At 40.1% G+C, this 18912-nt stretch carries 16 protein-coding genes; 7 read left to right on the top strand and 9 right to left on the bottom strand.

Annotation, left to right across the window (positions count from 1 at the left end; genetic code table 11):
• Positions 1-36: 36 nt before the first annotated feature.
• From PISS_RS02910 to PISS_RS02900, 3 genes are all read left to right on the top strand, one after another.
• Positions 37-420, top strand: a complete 384-nt coding sequence (locus PISS_RS02910) for a hypothetical protein (RefSeq protein ID WP_058154183.1) — start codon at positions 37-39, stop codon at positions 418-420.
• Positions 421-691: 271 nt separating this feature from the next.
• A complete protein-coding gene (locus tag PISS_RS02905; protein ID WP_002958040.1) occupies positions 692-937 on the top strand; it encodes a DUF4235 domain-containing protein in 246 nt (81 codons plus the stop codon).
• A 384-nt stretch (positions 938-1321) separates the two neighbouring features.
• Positions 1322-1630 carry a hypothetical protein gene (locus PISS_RS02900; protein ID WP_024596321.1) on the top strand — a complete coding sequence of 103 codons (309 nt, stop codon included), beginning with the start codon at positions 1322-1324 and terminating at the stop codon, positions 1628-1630.
• A gap of 497 nt (positions 1631-2127) precedes the next feature.
• Here the strand turns inward: PISS_RS02900 and PISS_RS02890 are convergent, their stop codons facing one another.
• Positions 2128-2541 carry a hypothetical protein gene (locus PISS_RS02890; protein ID WP_058154182.1) on the bottom strand — a complete coding sequence of 138 codons (414 nt, stop codon included), beginning with the start codon at positions 2539-2541 and terminating at the stop codon, positions 2128-2130.
• Between the two features lie 266 nt (positions 2542-2807).
• On the bottom strand, positions 2808-3446 hold the full coding sequence (locus PISS_RS02880) for a hypothetical protein (protein WP_058154180.1): 639 nt from the start codon (positions 3444-3446) through the stop codon (positions 2808-2810).
• A gap of 1229 nt (positions 3447-4675) precedes the next feature.
• On the opposite strand from PISS_RS02880, the gene PISS_RS02875 reads away from it, so the two are divergent.
• Positions 4676-5824: a hypothetical protein gene (locus tag PISS_RS02875; protein WP_058154179.1), complete on the top strand. Its 1149-nt coding sequence runs from the start codon at positions 4676-4678 to the stop codon at positions 5822-5824.
• 164 nt (positions 5825-5988) lie between these two features.
• Here PISS_RS02875 and PISS_RS02870 read toward each other — a convergent pair whose 3' ends face one another.
• Positions 5989-6636, bottom strand: a complete 648-nt coding sequence (locus tag PISS_RS02870; RefSeq protein WP_157066900.1) for a hypothetical protein — start codon at positions 6634-6636, stop codon at positions 5989-5991.
• 97 nt (positions 6637-6733) lie between these two features.
• Between PISS_RS02870 and PISS_RS02865 the strand changes: the two genes are divergently transcribed.
• The gene (locus PISS_RS02865; RefSeq protein ID WP_058154177.1) at positions 6734-7702 is read left to right on the top strand and encodes an IS30 family transposase; all 969 of its coding nucleotides are present in this window, start codon (positions 6734-6736) and stop codon (positions 7700-7702) included.
• On the opposite strand, the gene PISS_RS02860 is transcribed toward PISS_RS02865, so the two are convergent.
• From PISS_RS02860 to PISS_RS02835, 6 genes are all read right to left on the bottom strand, one after another.
• Entirely contained in the window at positions 7699-8106 is a 408-nt protein-coding gene (locus tag PISS_RS02860) for a hypothetical protein (RefSeq protein WP_058154176.1), read from the bottom strand. The two genes, PISS_RS02865 and PISS_RS02860, sit on opposite strands and share 4 nt — an antisense overlap.
• A gap of 22 nt (positions 8107-8128) precedes the next feature.
• A protein-coding gene (locus PISS_RS02855; protein WP_096040827.1) for an IS3 family transposase occupies positions 8129-9276 on the bottom strand; the annotation gives its coding sequence in 2 pieces (ribosomal slippage) (positions 8129-9039 and positions 9039-9276; 1149 coding nt in all).
• Positions 9277-10271: 995 nt separating this feature from the next.
• Entirely contained in the window at positions 10272-13163 is a 2892-nt protein-coding gene (gene gcvP / locus PISS_RS02850) for an aminomethyl-transferring glycine dehydrogenase (RefSeq protein WP_058154174.1), read from the bottom strand.
• 161 nt (positions 13164-13324) lie between these two features.
• Positions 13325-13714 carry a glycine cleavage system protein GcvH gene (gcvH, locus tag PISS_RS02845; protein ID WP_024590231.1) on the bottom strand — a complete coding sequence of 130 codons (390 nt, stop codon included), beginning with the start codon at positions 13712-13714 and terminating at the stop codon, positions 13325-13327.
• 73 nt (positions 13715-13787) lie between these two features.
• Entirely contained in the window at positions 13788-14870 is a 1083-nt protein-coding gene (gcvT, locus tag PISS_RS02840) for a glycine cleavage system aminomethyltransferase GcvT (protein WP_058154173.1), read from the bottom strand.
• Positions 14871-14968: 98 nt separating this feature from the next.
• On the bottom strand, positions 14969-15568 hold the full coding sequence (locus PISS_RS02835; RefSeq protein ID WP_058154172.1) for a hypothetical protein: 600 nt from the start codon (positions 15566-15568) through the stop codon (positions 14969-14971).
• A gap of 126 nt (positions 15569-15694) precedes the next feature.
• Between PISS_RS02835 and PISS_RS02830 the strand changes: the two genes are divergently transcribed.
• Both PISS_RS02830 and PISS_RS02825 read left to right on the top strand, forming a co-directional pair.
• Entirely contained in the window at positions 15695-16540 is an 846-nt protein-coding gene (locus PISS_RS02830; RefSeq protein WP_058154171.1) for a LysR family transcriptional regulator, read from the top strand.
• A gap of 212 nt (positions 16541-16752) precedes the next feature.
• Positions 16753-18909 carry a TonB-dependent receptor family protein gene (locus PISS_RS02825; protein ID WP_058154170.1) on the top strand — a complete coding sequence of 719 codons (2157 nt, stop codon included), beginning with the start codon at positions 16753-16755 and terminating at the stop codon, positions 18907-18909.
• Positions 18910-18912 lie beyond the last annotated feature (3 nt).

Below are 18912 nucleotides of genomic sequence, written 5' to 3'. Positions count from 1 at the left end.
TTATATTGCCCTGCTATCAGCAGATATAGGCTGCCCATGGATTACGAAAACAACTTTTTAAGTCAATCACAGCAAGCTGCACTTCAACAATCGCTAATTAATACCAAGCTTTTAAGTCACCTTTCAGTAAATAGTGAAGATGTACCTTCGCTTGAGCAACAAGCTTATGGGGCTATTGCAGTTATGCTTTATCGCTTTAATTTACAAAAAATAAAATGGTCATCATTTTTAAAAACAGCGATAAGCACTGCTGGCAAAGCCTGCCAATGGCTAGCCAGCGAGCTTACAAGATGCCAACAAGAATACAAAGCCCAACCTAATGACACTATAATAATTGAGCAAAACGCTTTTTTGAATGGCATTTTTAGCGAAGAGCTCGCCTATATTGACGCCTTACTAGGTACTGAGTTATTAACTTAAGAAATACCCTAACAACAGTAGAGTAATCTTTAACCTAATATTCTAACTAATGCCACGGTATTGGTTGCTCTGCAACCACCAACCCTCAACTAAGTTAGCATCAGGCTCATGCTTCAAATTGATTAGTATTATTGCGGGTAGATATAAATGCTTTGTGTTTCTCGTAATACCTATTTTAAGCCTATCGGTATATAAATTGCTGTTACTACTGTTCTTACTTAAAGAGTTACCTATTAATAACTCAAGTTACAACTAAATAATCGAGGATAATATGAGTAATAAACAGCTAATTACGACAATAGGTATAGGTCTCGCCGCTGCATCTGCAGGTATGTTAACAAGGAAAACTTTACAAAAATCGTGGGAAAAGGTTACCAACGAACCAGCCCCAAAAGATAGACCAAGCGAAGAAACAGATCTTAAAGAGGCCGTTACATGGGCTGTAGTCTCAGGTATTGGTGCGGGTGTTGCAAGAATGGCCGTACGCTACGTACTAGACAAGCGCCGCTCCAAATAAACCTACCCAATTAATACCTCTTATAAGTATTAAGCGTAATGTGGTGAGGCGCTAAAGGCGGCTTGCGACAACCACTCCCGAGTTGTCGCAAGCAACTTGGCAAAAGCCTAGGTTAAGGTTACTTAACTATTGAGTTAAAAAATGGATTAATACCCAAATCGGGGTTCAGTGATGAAACTTAAAAAGTCGGATGGCGCGGCTGCGCCACTTATCTGACCTACATAGATTGAAAAACTGGAGGTACCTTGCAACATGACCCTTTATTTTAAGCAGATACACTCTATTGGACATTAACTCCCTTTCAAAGTTGTTGCCTGCCTACAAGCTTGCGTATAATGCCCATATTCCGGCTGCCTTTTTTAGCCGCTAACTTGGATTTTAATAATGAAAAAACTCTCTGCAGTGCAAATAAAACAGCAAGCGCTTGTACTTAATACTGCTGAAAAATTAGAAGAGCAAGGCCGTGCTGAGCTCCCTGGTATGTTGCAATGCTGGTTTGATGTGGAATATCACTTATTTCCAAGTTCACTACTGCTGTGCTTTCAGTTTGAAAACGAGCAAGCCTTAGCAGCCGCAGAGCCAGATTTATTAAAATGGCAAAAACGCTTAAGCGGCGCAATGCTTAAAAAAGGCGTGATTTTAAAGGATATGCGTAAACATTTAGTGTTTACCTTAAAAGGGCCAGATGATTAAAGCGAGGTTTTTAAAGGGGTATAAAGCCTTATGCTCGTATTGCCAAAGCAAATAAAACCATAATGAAAAGCCATTGCATTGCCGCAACGGCTTTTTACTTTTCATTAGGACCGAAAGCAAAATCCATAGAGGTCAAATTCGTCTTTTTTATCAGCAGGTAATAGTAATTGATCATTGAGCAATACGAATGTACTTCGATATTAAAACGAAGGCTTGCTTGTTCAATACAGTATAAAAAACACTTAAAGTCGTCATCACTCAAAAAGGTGTTTTCACGCCCTCCTCCACGATTCACACATTATAAATGCATTCTCAACTCTATTCGCAACGGTCTAGATATAATAATTAACTCAATGAGCAATAAACTATAAATCTAGACCATTGATATATGAAGCCGAGATTTAACCCCTTTAGCCTTTTATTAAAGCTAATCGAAAATTAAGCCTTAAAAACCATCCTAAATTAATTTGTAATATAATCTTATTAAGTTTTGTTATTTAAAGATACTGTTTAGCCTTTTCACATGCGGACTCTAGCATTGATAAGCCTCTCACTTTATCTGAGCATAACTTATTCAAAATATTAATTGCAAAGCGTTCGCACCTTGGTAAAGTGTAAAGCTCATATTCTTGAGTAACACCGAGTGCAGATTGATAACTTAGCTGGTCAAAATATTCATTAGCTCCTAAAGCAGCAACTTCCTTTTTCGATTCCTCAGAAGAATGATATATTTCACTTAGTACACCATTAGCAAAGTCAACAACGCTATTACTTTCAGATAAATCATTTTTAAGAGAGCAAACACTAAGGTAAGGTGTAGCTTTGCCCACATCAAAATATAAATCATTTCCTGCCGCAAGCTGACTAAAAAGTATAATACTTATTAAACAAAAAGGCTTAATTAGTTTCACTCAGCATTTCTCCATACTTTTAGCAAACCATATATATTACTCCAATATATGATAAACAAGCCTATAGATTGAATCGAGCAAACGAACTCAGTACCAATAGCTAGCATAGCCAATGTTAGAATCGCCAGTAGACTTGAAAAGATAAATGAGATTATTAACAAGTCCTTATTAGAATGACCTTTAGCTTTCTTTTGAGTTATATGATGTCGAGCAAAAAGATTGATGCATATTAAGCAAAATATTACTATGCAGCCTTTTAATATCATTTAAATATCTTCCAGTTTAATTAAACCTCTTAAGATTAACTCTTTTTTTGCAGCCGCTTCATTTTTGCTTGAGCAGTACCACAAAAAAGTAGAAATAACAGTAACATATGCCGCTGCATAACTACTACCAATAAGAACTTTTGAGTTTCTAGTAAATTGTGAAGCGGCGGATTTAACTACTTCACTATTAGAGGCTTTCACTATTGCTTCTTTAGCCGCAGCTTTAACCCCGGTTTTTTTTATATTTAAAAGCGATTCTAAAATTGCAGGGACGCTTGTTCCTACGGACGCCACACCTAAAACGGCAGTTGCTTTAGCTAAGTCTTTATTATTTTCAAAAAAGGCTCTTAATTCTTTGTCACTCAAACTCCAGCTAAACCACTTTGGATTAAATGCTAACTGTGCAACAAGCCCATATAGATGCTCTTTAACAGGTCCACTTTTTATTGCTAAAATTGCGGCATTTATCTGTGTCTGTTTATAGCGACTTAACTGTCTATAGGCAATCAGGCCAGTTAATATAGGTAAGATATCATCTTCGTTTCTAATCTTATTTTCAATTTTTTTAGCATCTAAAATATTAATTAGAAAACCAATAGGATCTGATTTATATTGTTCTGTTACATAAGGTGATTTCATCAACTCTTCCTTGTCGTTGTGGGGGCTTGTAGCTAAAATGATACTAATTAAGATAATTTAAATCAACTTTTTGGTAAAGATTTGTTGCCAACTTTTTAAATTCTCTTCTGTTATAGAAAAACGAAACATCCAGAAACTACTTCATCTTCACGGTACCTTAGGAGTTAAAGAGGTAACTCATTAGAAGGTTTTGGTCAAACTAGCAGCTGTGTTTTCTTGATCTCTTTATTCAAAAACCAAGTATTCTTATTATTTGAACTTAATTTAAATATAACTACCCACCTAGTAATGACGTCGATTGGTGTGGATATGCACCAGTCACCCATATGAATTTAGGCTAAATTATTGATGATTATTTAAGGCCCTTGGCTTCGCCTCAGTCATCGTTTAGTACCAATATTAGTCCAGCTCCTGTCTGTGTTTACACACTGCGCTATAACAAGTCTGTGGCTTATGCTTACACATAACCAACCCTTTGTAGCTTAAACATTGCGCATATCCTGTATTTAAAATATGAGCGGTTAACGTGCTGGCTCAATCAAATCTAATAGTTTTACCAACCCCGTTACTAGTTCAACACGCTAACCTAGGCAGAAAACTTATGCTTATTATGGAAAATGGTTTGGAAGTACCAGTATCACAAACCTATTTAGCAAACGCCAAAGCAGCTTTAAATACTTAGCTAAAAAAGAGCCTCTAGCAAACTATGGGAGTTCCACAGTTACTTAATTATCAAAGTAACTTAGGCTTTATTAATAGTAGAGGCGTCTGTTGACAACTTTGTAAAACTTTTCGAGCTATCGCCCGACGCGCCAGCAAGCAAAGCGCCTACAACCAATAGCATTGGTATTTATCTGTAGCTGAATTTATTACATTGGCTATGCGTTGGGTTTCGCTTTACTCAAACCAAACTACGGTTGCTGTCTGTCTACGAGCTTTTGAATAATGCCCGCATTACGACTCCATTTTTTAGCCGCTCGCTAATTTGCGATTTTATTAATAGAAAAACACTCTGCAGTGCAAATAAAACAGCAAGCGCTTGTACTCAATACTGCTGAAAAATAAGAAGAACAAGGCCGCACTGAGCTCCTTAGTATGTTGCAGTGTTGAATTGCATAACAAACAACAAAAGCAAATTTCAGTCGATTCAACGTTAATTGGTTGCCCTAAGTTAGTAATAATAGGATAGTAAATTACACATAAAACAATAGCTTTATCTTAGGAATATTATGATCAAAGTATTATTAGCGACCAGCTTAATTGCCTCTTCATTCGCTGCTTTTAGTAATCCTTTAACTGTTGAAGAACAGCGTATCAACAAAGCACAATCAGCAATGCCAAATGTTTTAAATGCATTTACCCCACAAGTATCAAGTTTTGAGCAACAATTTAAAGAATTAAACAACTTTAAAAGTGCAAAAATATTAGTACAAAGCTTTAGCTTTGAACTGTGGGAAAACGCCAAACAACGCATAATAAAAACCAATAACTACGACGACCGAGAGCTCTACTGGGCACGCCTGCTTTCAAGTAAAGTAATACGCACAACATCGCCTAAATTTTCAATTACGCAGGCTCAACTAAATACTTTACTAACCCTACTTGAGGAAGGCAGCAGAGGCCGCACCGATCTTGCTTTTTCATCAGGCAGCACTAAAAAAATATTACTTACAGGCTTTGACCCTTTTTTACTCGATAGAAACATAAACCAAAGTAATCCTTCAGGTGTTGCGGCGTTATTACTCGACGGCCAAGTTATTAATTACAACGGCATAAGCGCAGAAATTAACACCGTTATGGTGCCTGTGCGCTACGAAGATTTTGATCAAGGAATAATAGAGTCGCTACTTGCCCCCTACTACGCACTTAATAATGTAGACATGGTAGTAACCGTAAGTATGGGCAGAACAGAATTTGATTTAGAGCACTTCCCGGGTAAACGCCGCAGTGTAACCGCTCCCGATAATGCCAATATTGTGTATGGTGGAACGCAAACAAGCCCAGTAATACCAAAACTCAATGGCCGACCACTCCCGGGCAACGAGTTTGTAAAATTTAGCTTGCCTATAACTTACATGCAACAAGCCAAAGGCCCTTATAAAGTTATCGACAATCACGAAGTCACCACGCTTGAAAAAACCTATAAAGCGGGTTCGTACGGCGAGCTTAAAAATAGTATTGCGGTAAATGGCGGCGGCGGTGGTTACTTGTCTAACGAAATATCGTACCGAAGTATTCGCCTGCGCGATGCGCTTAATTCAAGTGTACCTACAGGGCATATTCATACCCCACGTATACAACAATTCGAACCTGAAACAGAAGCTAAAATAGTAAAACAAATAAAAGCAATGCTAGAGCAAAGCTTAGTCGCGCTATAGTTTATAAAAACAAGTTTAAGCGCGTAATAAAGGGCAATAATATTGCCCTTTTTTAAATGGGTTTACTAGGGGCAGGTTTTTATTTTTCCTTAATTTCAAAAGGTAAAAAGAAAGAGCTGGTCCTACTGAATTGTTACAAGCTGTAAAATTTACAGCCAAAATATTTATTCTTCATCCTTGTTTTTTATTTCTGTTTTTATGCAAGGCAAACCATCTACAAGTTTTATATTCATCCAGTAATTTAAAGATAACACTCCTACATTATTATCATCTTCACTTGCTTCGTATTTAACTTCAACAAACTGCTTATCTGCTACTTTGCCAAACTCTATTGATTCGAATAAATCTTTAGTAGTAAGTAAACTGAAATTCACATCAGAAAAGCGAAGGCTAAACACTATTACATTGCCAAAATGACAAATGTAATTATTGCCAAAACCATCAATAAAGGAAATATCAAACTTATCGGCAAGCTCATGTCTATATCGAGCTTCACGGAGAAAACGGTTTAAATCCATATTTCCTGAAAACAAAACAGGATTATTTATATCTTTGGCTAATTCAGTCAAATCAAGGATATTATTTTCAGCACTTGAGTATACTTTTTCATCCGTATTTTTGTACCATAAAACCTTTCGCAAAATATTGACTTGAACATTATCTTTAGTGGATTGCCTCAACCAATCCTCTTCATTAATTACTCTGTTCGTTTCAATATTTTTAGCTACTTTCTCTTTTAGATATTTTTGGATGTTAATTTTAAATAAATTGCTTTCATCAGTATTGCCGTTAAAACTTGTAGATTTAAACAACCTGGATTCAAATTGTAAGTGCATAACTTGTTTTGGGTAGATTAAGTGGTCAGTTGCTCATAAGCTAACTACTTTTTCTCCGGCAAGAGATTTTACAATGAGACATTACAAACAACTGACCTATGCGCAAAGATGCCAGATCGCCGTTCTAAAGAAAAGTGGTTTTACGCAACAAAGTATTGCTGAGCTAACTAATTTATCGCAATCTACGATTTCAAGAGAGCTTTCTAGAAATACAGGTAAGCGAGGTTACAGACACAAACAAGCTCATGAGCGGGCTTTGTTTCGCCGAAGAAGTGTAAGAAAACCGCTTAAGATGACACCTGAAATGATGGCTTTAATTACCCAGAAGCTTAATGAGAAGTGGAGCCCTGAACAAATAACGGGATGGTTGCGTAAAGAAAGTGAACGGTCTGTCAGCCATGAATGCATTTATCTGTATATCTGGGAAGATAAAAAAGCAGGTGGTGAGTTATACCTACATCTGCGCCGACACGGTAAGAAATATCACAAGCGCAGTCATGGTAAAACAAACCGAGGGCAAATAAAAAATCGCGTTAGCATTGAAGAACGCCCACAAATAGTTGATGAGAAAGGTCGTATCGGAGATTGGGAAATAGATACCGTCATAGGTAAAGGTCATCGAGGCGCCCTTGTTACCATTGTAGAGCGGGTCACCCAATTCACTGTATCAACGCAGGTGGCAGGCAAAACAGCACAAGCCGTCACTGCGGCGACGATAGAACTATTAAGGCCATATAGGTCAGCGCTTCATACCATCACGGCTGACAATGGAAAAGAGTTCGCTTATCACGAGCAAATCACAGAGGCTTTAAGTGTTCCTGTTTATTTTGCTCACCCTTATCACTCATGGGAGCGCGGATTGAATGAAAACACGAATGGATTACTACGCCAGTATTGGCCGAAGAGCACAGATTTTAAGGCGGTAACACCAGCGCAAGTTATACCAGTACTTGAGCAACTTAATAATCGTCCGAGGAAGACACTTGGATTTGAAACGCCTGCAAAATTGATGCAGGATCACTTGGCGGCTAAAGCCGCCTAAACGTTATGCACTTCAGATTTGAATCCGCGCAAGTTTATTGGGAACTCTGAATCTTTCTCATCTCCAAAGATAGCCTGAGAACAGGTCAATCCAAATCTAGTCAATAATTCTTCGTCAATTTCAGCCTGAGCAACAAGCGCATTTTGTCGTTGATTAATTCTGTCAATTACTTGCTGAATAGAGTTTTTAAAGTTGCTTACATTAGTACGTAAATTTTCTTCAATAGTTAGAAGTGGCTCTTTAATATCTTCAGAAAGCTTAATCCAATCTTGTAAATCGCGAACAAGTGACTCTTGATCTTGGTGGCGGAAAGCGTCAGAAAAAATAATATCGTACCATTTCTGTTCTAGCTGCCATTGATTATTAGAAAGTGATACTGCAATTTCTACATAAGCTCTATTCATACTATGGACTTCCCAGCTTTCACTAGACAGTTTTTAACTCAGAATAGTACGCTTCTTCAAACTTAGCAGGTGAAACACCGCCTGTGTGTGAATGGCGCTTTTTTGGATTGTAAAACATTTCTATAAAATTAAATATCTCAGCTTTCGCATCTTCGCGTGTCGAGTATATCTTACGCTTAATTATTCGCTTTTTAATTGTCGCAAAAAAGCTTTCAGCAACTGCATTATCATGACAGTTCCCAGCTCGACTCATCGAAGGCACAAGATTATGTTCTTTCAAAAATGCGAGATAGTCAGCGCTACCGTATTGGCTACCTTGGTCACTATGTACCATTACCTCAGCCTTCGGTTGACGTTGATATACAGCCATCAACAGTGCATTTATCACCAACTGCTTATCCATATTTTTATCCATCGACCAGCCCACAATGCGCCGAGAGAATAAATCCATCACTGTTGCCACATATAAAAAACCTTCATAGGTTCTTATATAAGTTATGTCGCTCACCCACGACTGGTTCGGCGCTGGCGGGTTAAATTGACGCGCTAATAAGTTATCTGCAATCCGCGATGTCTTACCGCCTTTAAGATGGCGACGCTTATATCCAATTTGCGCTTTAAGCTTATGTTGTCGCATGATCTTCGCAACACGGTTTACGCTGCATTGCTCACCTGCTTCACGCAAGTCTGCATGTATCCAAGGGCTACCATACGTGCCGCCACTGGCTACATAAAACTCTTTAATGAGCTTCAGCAAACGATTATCTTCAAGCGCTCTATCGCTTAAGGGCTTTTTTAACCACGCATAAAAACCACTTCGGTGCAGCTTAAAAAGGCGGCACATCGTCGTAATAGAAAATTCATCTTGGTGATCACGAATGAAGCCGTACTTTACTCGGGGTTGCTGGCAAAGTACCTTGCGGCCTTTTTTAAAATGTCTCGTTCCTCCGTGACACGTTTTAACTCAGCCTCTAATTTGGCGATCTTCAGTTTTTCATCGAATGATTGAACGGATTTAGGTTTATCTGATAATTGGCTCCGCCAGTGATATAACGTTTTGGTACAAATATCTAATCGTTCAGCGACTTCAGCAACTGAATATCCACGCTCAGTAATTTGTTTAACAGCCGCTTCTTTAAACTCTTGGGTATAACGTTTGCCTTTGCTCATAAAACACCTCTTAATAGAAGTTACAATGTAACTTAGTGGGTGTCTAGCAAACTATGGGAGGTCCAAATAAACATGCCAATACAACGGTAAGAAAGATGTAATAGTTGTGCCGCTGTGACCAACGCAAGATGTTGTATTCAAAAAAGCTCCACTTGCTGTGAAGAAATTCTTTATTTTGGTAAAGCGTGTCGTTGATATTTTTATCAATATGATATTGTAGTGAATTGAGTAATTTCCTTATTTGATTTATCACTATTACTACTCCGTATTATCAATCGTATGCCGTTAATTAAAAATGAATAGAATTGCTCTCATCAATATTCTCACTATTTTTAAAATAAGTATATTTAAACAACAAGTTAATAAACAAAATGCAGAGGGTCAGGTCTTGTTTCTTGCTAACACCAAGCACCAACCTAACGTTTAACACCCTTCCCCGTCATCATGCCCTGAAAATAAGCAATTGATGAGTAATGTCGCGCATGGACGCGCGATAAGGCGAAACTAGGCCATGGATGGCCTATCTTCGCCGTTTACGTTCACATCAATTGTGGTTTGAAGGATTAAGCGTGATGCTCGGGTGCGCTGAGAGCGTCCAGAGAGGGACCAGCGGCAGCCCCTCTTTGGCTGCCGTCGCCAGCGCGACAAAACCTTGAATAAGGTTTTTTAATTTCTAGAAGCGTGAAACGTATTCGCGTTATCGGTGACGATAACCTTAAGCACCAATTCAAATACTTATTCGGGCTGCCGCCCGCGCGTCAGCAAGCTAAACGCCTACAATAAATAACACATACTCTTGGCTTTTAAGCGAGTAAGTATATTTGTGATTCGTTGGGTTTCGTTTCACTCTACCCAACCTACGCCCATATTATTTATGGGGAATCACCACACAAAAAAGCCGTTGCATTGCTGCAACGGCTTTTATAATTTTGATAAATTTCCAAACTATAATGGAACTTACTACCCATTAAAGTTCAAAAAATTAGTCTCTGCTCTTAGTCACGGTATGTCTCAACCGCTGGGCATGAACATACTAAGTTACGGTCGCCGTATACGTCGTCTATACGTGTAACGGTTGGCCAAAACTTGTTTTTAGCCACTGCAGGCACTGGGAATGCAGCGTAAAAACGGTCGTATGCACGGTCCCATTCGTTACCTAACACGTCGCCTTGTGTATGCGGTGCAAATACTAGCGGGTTGTTTTCGATTGACCATTCGCCAGAGATTACTTTTTCAATTTCGCCTTTAATCGACACCATTGCTTCGATAAAGCGGTCAATCTCACCTTTTGATTCAGACTCAGTTGGCTCAATCATTAATGTACCAGCTACTGGGAACGACATAGTTGGTGAATGGAAGCCGTAATCTTGCAAGCGCTTAGCTACGTCCATTTCAGTAATGCCTGATTGCTCTTTAAGCGGGCGTAAGTCAACAATACATTCGTGAGCAACACGGTTGTTACGACCACGGTATAAAATTGGGAAGTGCTTGCTTAGCTCATGCGTTAAGTAGTTAGCATTAACGATTGCCATTTCAGTGGCTTGTTTTAAGCCCTCTGAACCCATCATGGTGATGTAAGCCCATGAAATAGGTAAAATAGCGGCTGAGCCGTAAGGCGCTGCCGATACCGCACCGTTACCAATGTTAGTACCTGGTACGTTAATTACGCTGTGGTTTGGCATAAACGGCGCAAGGTGCGATTTAACACCAATTGGGCCAACACCTGGACCACCGCCACCGTGTGGAATACAAAACGTTTTATGCAAGTTTAAATGCGATACGTCTGAGCCAATAAAGCCTGGGCTTGTTACGCCCACTTGTGCGTTCATGTTTGCGCCGTCCATGTAAACTTGGCCGCCGTGCTCATGAATAATGTCACAAATTTCGCGAATTGTTTCTTCGTATACACCGTGAGTAGACGGGTATGTGATCATAATGCACGATAAGTTTTCAGACACTTCCTCAGCTTTCGCTTTAAGGTCGCTCATGTCTACGTTACCGTTTTTGTCGCAGTTAACTACCACAATTTTCATGCTCGCCATTTGCGCTGATGCAGGGTTAGTACCGTGCGCAGAGCTTGGGATTAAACATACATTACGGTGTGCATCGCCGCGTGATTCGTGGTATTTACGAATCGCGATTAAGCCTGCGTATTCACCTTGTGCACCAGAGTTTGGCTGAAGTGATACTGCATCGTAACCGGTAATGTTTACTAGCCAGTCGTGTAGCTCGCCAATCATTATTTGGTAACCCTCTGCTTGATCCAGCGGGCAGAATGGGTGAAGGTTTGCAAACTCAGGCCACGTAATTGGGATCATCTCGGCAGTTGCGTTTAGTTTCATGGTACATGAGCCTAACGAGATCATTGAGTGATTAAGCGATAAGTCTTTGCTTTCTAGTCGCTTAATGTAGCGAAGCATGTCTGTTTCACTGTGGTAGCTGTTAAAGTTTGGATGCGTTAGTACTTCGTCGTCACGTACTAAACTTGCAGGGATTGACTCGCTGCCATTTGCTTCAACGTCGGCTGCAATAGCGTCAACACTTAGGCCATGGCCTTCGCCTAAAATAATATCGAATAACTCAGTAATATCGGCACGTGTTGTTGTCTCTGATACCGAAATTGAATACTCGCCTTCGTGATTTGTTGCAAAGTTTACGCCTTTTGCAATTGCACGCGCTATTACGTCGTCTTTGCTGTCGCTTACTACTGTTAGTGTATCAAACCAAGTGCTGTGCTTAAGTGCGATGCCTTTAGCTTTAAGACCACTTGCTAAAATATCAGCAAAGCGATGTATACGCTGCGCGATAGTTTTTAAGCCTTGTGGGCCGTGGTACACCGCGTAAAACGCTGCCATGTTGGCAAGTAATACTTGTGCTGTACAAATGTTTGAGTTGGCTTTGTCGCGACGAATGTGTTGTTCGCGCGTTTGCATTGCCATACGTAGTGCGTCGTTACCTAAACGGTCTTTAGATACACCAATAATACGACCTGGTAATGAACGTTTGTATGCGTCACGTGTTGCAAAAAATGCAGCGTGTGGACCGCCGTAACCCATAGGTACGCCAAAACGTTGAGCCGAACCAAGTACTACGTCTGCGCCTAGTTTACCCGGTGCTTTTAACAGTAATAAACTCATTATGTCGGCAGCAACACAGGCAATCGCCTTTTTGCTTTGTATGCCAGCAATTAGGTCAGTTATGTCTACCACTTCGCCTGATGTAGTTGGGTATTGGAACAATGCGCCAAAAATATCAAAGTTAACGGCATCTTCTGCTTTACCTACAATTATTTCAAAACCAAACTGCTCGGCACGCGTCGTTACTACGTCGATTGTTTGTGTGTGTACATCGTCTGCAATAAAAAAGGCATTGGCTTTTTTAGCTTTTGATACGCGTTTTGCAAGACCCATAGCCTCTGCAGCGGCTGTTGATTCGTCAAGTAGTGATGCACTTGCTAAATCAAGACCGGTCAAATCTAGGGTCATAGTTTGGAAGTTTAATAATGATTCTAAACGCCCTTGTGCAATCTCTGGCTGATACGGTGTGTACGCTGTATACCAACCTGGATTTTCTAGTACGTTACGTAAAATTACGTGCGGTACGTTAGTTGGGTGGTAGCCTTGGCCAATGTACGATTTGAAAACTTTATTTTTGCTTGCTACTGATTTTAGGTAGCTTAGTGTTTCAACTTCAGTACGGCTTTCGCCAACTGTTAATGGCTGCTCTAAGCGAATGCTTGCAGGTACAGTTTGGTCAATGAGCTCTTGCACACTCGATACTTCTAAAGCACTTAGCATATCGCTTACTTGTGCTGGGCTTGGCCCAATATGGCGGCGAATAAAATCTTGCTTTTGCTCTAGTTCTTCAAGAGATTTGGCGTTTGACATGAATCCAGATTCCTATGATCCTAAATGCTAATGGGTAACTAGCATTAATTAAAATATTTGACGATTTAACAGTTCACTCAGTATGGGGTTGTGAGCTGTAAAATCATAAAAGCCCCATTTTTATACATTAAACGGGGCTTTTAGTTATCTACAAAGAATAATTATTCTTCGTCGATAGTGTGCGAGTAACCTTCAGCGTCTAATAAGTTGTCTAGCTCAGACTCGTCAGATGCTTTAATACGGAATAACCAACCGTCGCCGTAAGCGTCGTTGTTTACTGTTTCTGGTGAGTCTTCAAGTTCTTCGTTAATAGCAACAATTTCGCCACTGATAGGTGCGTAAATGTCTGATGCTGCTTTAACTGACTCTGCTACTGCACAGTCTTCGCCAGCGTCTACTTCGTCGCCAACTTCTGGTAATTCAACAAATACCATGTCGCCAAGAAGTTCTTGTGCATGCTCAGAAATACCAACAGTAAATGTACCGTCGCCTTCACTGCGAACCCACTCGTGTGAAGGTGCGTATTTTAACTCGCTAGGAATGTTGCTCATTTTATTTGTCCTTTGGTTTATATTGGGAGGATATCAATCACTGTAATTACACTGATTGATATAACCAAATTATTTAAATTATTGATTTACCGTTACGTACAAAGCTAGGCTTTACTACTTTAACGTTTACTAATTTTTTACGCATTTCTACTTGAGCTGTATCGCCTGTTGAACGTGGTACACGTGCAAGGGCTACACTAAAACCAAGTGTTGGTGAAAAAGTACCTGAGGTAATAATACCTTCACCACCATCAACAATTACTTTAGAACCGCTACGCAAAACGCCTTTTTCTTCAAACACTAAGCCAACTAGTTTGTCAGTGCTTTTTTCTGCGCGTTGCTTAACAAGTACGTCACGGCCAATAAAGTCACGATCTTCTGGTTCCCATGCAATGGTCCATGCCATGTTAGCTGCAAGTGGTGATACGCTTTCGTCCATATCTAGGCCGTAAAGGTTCATACCTGCTTCTAAACGTAGCGTGTCGCGTGCACCTAAACCAGCAGGCTTAACACCTGCGTCTAGCAGTTGTTGCCATAAATCGGCTGCTTGGTCGTTCGGTACTACTATTTCGTAACCGTCTTCGCCAGTATAACCCGTTGTGGCAATAAATAAATCACCTACTTGAACACCAAAAAATGGCTTCATACCTTCAACAGCGGCTTGTTGCTCAGCATTTAAAAGAGTGGCTGTTTTTGCTTTAGCGTTAGGGCCTTGTACTGCAACCATTGCAAACTCTGGGCGCTCTGTAACAGTTACGTCAAAGTCGCTCGATACGTTAGCTAAATGCGCTAGGTCTTTTTCGCGCGTTGCTGAGTTAACAACTAGGCGGTAAAACGTTTCACTAAAGAAATAAATAATTAAGTCGTCTATTACACCGCCTTGCTCGTTAAGCATGCCTGTGTAAAGCGCTTTGCCTGGTACGGTTAATTTTGCAACGTCGTTAGCTACTAGCTTACGTAAAAATGCTTTTGCTTGCTCACCTTGTATATCAACAATGGTCATGTGCGATACGTCGAACATGCCCGCATCGTTACGTACGGCGTTGTGTTCTTCTATTTGTGAACCGTAGTTGATTGGCATTTCCCAGCCATGAAAATCAACCATTTTTGCGCCCGCTTCTAGGTGCTTAGCATGTAGTACAGTTTTAGAAGTCATAACATTCCTTCACGTTTAAATTAACCCTGTTTAGGGCGTGGCTTAAATAGATATAAAAACAGGCAAGCATTGTTATGCTTACCTGTTGTTTGTATTCGTTATGCGGCTTCACTATGCATAAGTGCAAAACCTTGCGCTTGCATGTAGCTTTGCCATTTTTGTAATTTTTGTTGTTTAGCTACTAATACAAAGTGTTGTTCGTCGTTTTTATCAATGGCGGTAATAAATACATCACCGCTTTGTGCACCGTAGCAAAGTTGCGCGTCAGAAAGGCGCAAACCTGGTGTTAATTTAAAAGCATTAACTAGGGTATCAAATGCGTTGTCGCCACTTAAAATAAAGCTTGCCAGATCGGTGCGTACTACATAATCAATATCAAAACGTAATTGCTGCTCGTTTATAAGCGCTTGTAGTTGAAGGCTTGCGTTGTGTGGTAGTACGAATCTAAAGGCGGTTTCGCTAAAGTAATAAACAGCAAAACTGTAGTCAGAATTATAGTCGCCATCAAGCGTGCCTTTTAAGCCTAAACCGCTGGCGGTAAGCTTAGTTAAATCAAGGCCTAAAATAGTGCTTAAAAATACACTGGTTTCGGTGCCGCTAAAATCCATTACAACGTGATTGTTGTTAGTTTGCAAAGCGTTAGTAACCGCACTACTTGCGTTGCTGTGGCGGGCAAACATTATTGGGTTAAAAGTCATAACAAACACCTATGTATTTTCGATTATAAAAGTATATTGCCCACGCCTATCAACAACAAATTGTAATTATTTATCAATTGATAAATAATACTTATATATATAGCCATATAAATTGTAATTTTAAATATGAAAAACATATCAACAGACGGTTTACGTACTTTTGTGATGGTAGTTGAGGTAGGTGGTTTTGCTAAAGCAGGCGATTTACTTGGCCTGTCGCAACCTGCTGTAAGTTTGCAAATAAAGCGCTTAGAAGACGTGCTTGGCTATAAACTATTTAAAAAACAAGGGCAGCGCCAAGTATTAAACCAGTACGGCGAGCTATTATTGCCTATGGCAAAACAAATGATGCAACACAACGATGCTATTTTGCAGCAGTTCACCTCAGAAAACATTGCAGGTAAAGTGCGCTTGGGTATTCCGAGCGAATTTGCAGCGCGTATTTTACCTTCTATTATTGGCGACTTTGTGGCGCTCTACCCTGAGGTGTCGTTAGAGGTTAAGTCGCGTTTAAGTAAGCATTTGCTTTCGGCTTCTCGCCAAGATCAGTTCGATTTAGTACTTGCGCTAAATGAGCGACTCAACTCAGATAAGTTCCCTATTTTTATGCAAGACGAACTAGTGTGGGTGGGCGACCTGTCACTTGCGCATAATGAGGTGGTTACCCTAGTTACCGCACCAGAGGGGTGTATTTATCGTCGCCGTGCTACTGATGCGTTAAAAAGTGCAGGCATTAAATACCGAATAGTTTATAGCAACGCCGATTTAACCGGCCTTATTGCTGCATTAAAAGAAGGCTTAGGTATTACGGTACTTGCCAAAAGTACAGTACCGAGTGAGCTTAACTATCAGGTTCAAACCAAGCATTTACCAGCTCTTGGTAATATTGGTATTAGCTTGGTTAAAAGTTCGGGTGAGTCGGAAAATGCGGTAGATAAACTCGCTGAATTTATAGCTCTACGCTTGGGCTAGCGCTTACGTAGCACATATAATTCGTTCAGCCTTTATAGTTAGTAAAACAATTACAAAACAATACAAAAGAAACAATTTAGTTAATTAAGTAGCATAAGTAGGTGTTTTTAGTTCTATTAAACTGAATAATTAAACAGTTAATAACATTGATTCGTATTCGTTAACGTGTTCAAATTACGCCAATTAAGATAATTGACATGATTAGGAACACAATGAACCCTAAGTTTTTAGTATCTACTTTGGCAACTGCGGTTGCTTTGTCTTTTAGTGCTACTGCAATAGCAAAAGACACCAGCAATAAAGAACAACGCTTTGAACAAATTACTGTTATTGGCTCTCAGCAAGCAATTAACGATATTCCTGGTTCGGCTACGTTTATTTCTGAAGAAGAACTTCAAAAATTCCAGTTTACCGATATTTCTCGCGTTTTAGCGTCTGTTCCGGGCGTTTACGTGCAAGAAGAAGACGGTTATGGCCTTCGTCCTAATATTGGTATGCGCGGCACAGGTACTGGTCGTAACGATAAAATATCAGTAATGGAAGACGGTGTATTAGTTGCACCAGCACCATATTCAGCACCTTCTGCTTACTACTTCCCTACTATGGGTCGTATGGAGTCTATTGAAGTATTAAAAGGCGCAGCCTCAGTCAAGTACGGCCCGCGTACTACAGGTGGTGTTTTAAACTTACTTTCGCGCAGCTTACCAACTGAGCCAAATAGCTCAAAAGGTATGGTAGATGCAGCCCTTGGGAGCGACGGTTACTACAAAGGCCACGCTTACTTTGGTAAAGAAAAAAACAACACAGCAGGCTTAATTGAAGTATTTACTTACGGCGCAGACGGCTTTAAAGAGCTGCCAGTAGGCAATGACAACACCGGCTTTGAAAAAACAGATTTACTATTAAAGTTTGGCCATACGTTTGGTCAAAACGATGCGCATAATCTTGAGCTAAAAATTAAGTACTCTGACGAAACATCAGACGAAACATACATGGGCTTAACTGACGAAGACTATAAACAAAGTCCTTACCGTCGTTATGCTGCATCGCAAAACGATGAAATGAATACGCGCCACAACGCATACCAACTTAACTATGCATACCGTTTTGGTGATGGCTATGAGTTTTTAGCTACGGCTTACTTAAACGATTTTCATCGTAACTGGTATAAAGCCAGCAAAGTAAGCGAAAGCTACCTTGAGCAATACAGTGCATTTGAAGCAAACCCAACAAGCGAAGGTATTGAAGGTATTGGTATTAAAGCTAATAACCGCGATTACCAAGCCAAAGGTATTCAGTCTGAATTACATATTCCGGCAGGCGATCACTATGTGACTGTTGGCGTACGTTACCACGAAGACGAAATGGATCGTTTTCAATGGGAAGACAAATACACACTTAATCAAGACCTAAGCTTAACGCTTACAGAGCAAGGCGTTCCGGGCTCTGATAGCAACCGCGTAGATAGCGCAGAAGCAAGCACCTTGTTTATTCAAGATGAGTGGACAATTGATGCATTAGTAGTAAGTGCAGGCCTTCGTTATGAAGACATTACTATTACGCGTGAAGAGTGGTCTAAATCAGATCCAACACGCAGCAACGGTTTAACTAAAGATGTGTCGAACGACACTGAAATTTTAGTCCCGTCACTAGGTGCTACTTACACGCTTAACGAAAACGTAACGCTACTTGCGGGCATTCAAAAAGGTTATGCACCAGCTGCACCTGGTAATGCTGACCAAGAAGAAGAAGAAAGTGTAAACATTGAGTTTGGCTCTCGCTTCAATATGGATGGCTTTAGCGGTGAAGTAATTGCGTTTTACTCAGACTACGACAACATGCACGGTAACTGTACTGCAGCGGTTGGTTGTAGCGACGACAACATTGGCGACCAATACAACTACGGTGAAGTAGAAGTAGCGGGCTTTGAATTTAGTGCAGCACGTACTTTTGCAACTGATACAGCTATGTTCCCAGTTAAATTAACGTACACCTACACAGACTCTGAGTTTAAAAACGATTTTGATTCAGAAATTTGGGGCGCGGTAGAAAAAGGCGATGCAATGCCTTACGTACCAGAAAACCAAGTAGCGTTATCGTTAGGTGCTGAGTTTTCTGCGTTTGTAGTTAACAGCCAAATACGTTACGTATCTGATGCGCATGCTAACTTAACGCAATCGGGCTTAAACGCAATTGATAGCCGCGTAGTATGGGATTTAGCTGCTAAATACTTAATCGATGAAAATCAAAAAGTATACCTAAGCGTTGATAACTTGTTTGATAAAACATACGTTGCTAACCGTTCAAACGGTGGCATTCAGCCAGGTAAGCCGCGTACGGTACAGATGGGCTACACTTATAGCTTTTAAGCT

Source organism: Pseudoalteromonas issachenkonii (genome assembly GCF_002310795.1).
GTDB lineage: Bacteria > Pseudomonadota > Gammaproteobacteria > Enterobacterales > Alteromonadaceae > Pseudoalteromonas > Pseudoalteromonas tetraodonis.
Note: the sequence above shows the minus strand (reverse complement) of the source record. Positions and strands in the feature narration are given on the sequence as shown.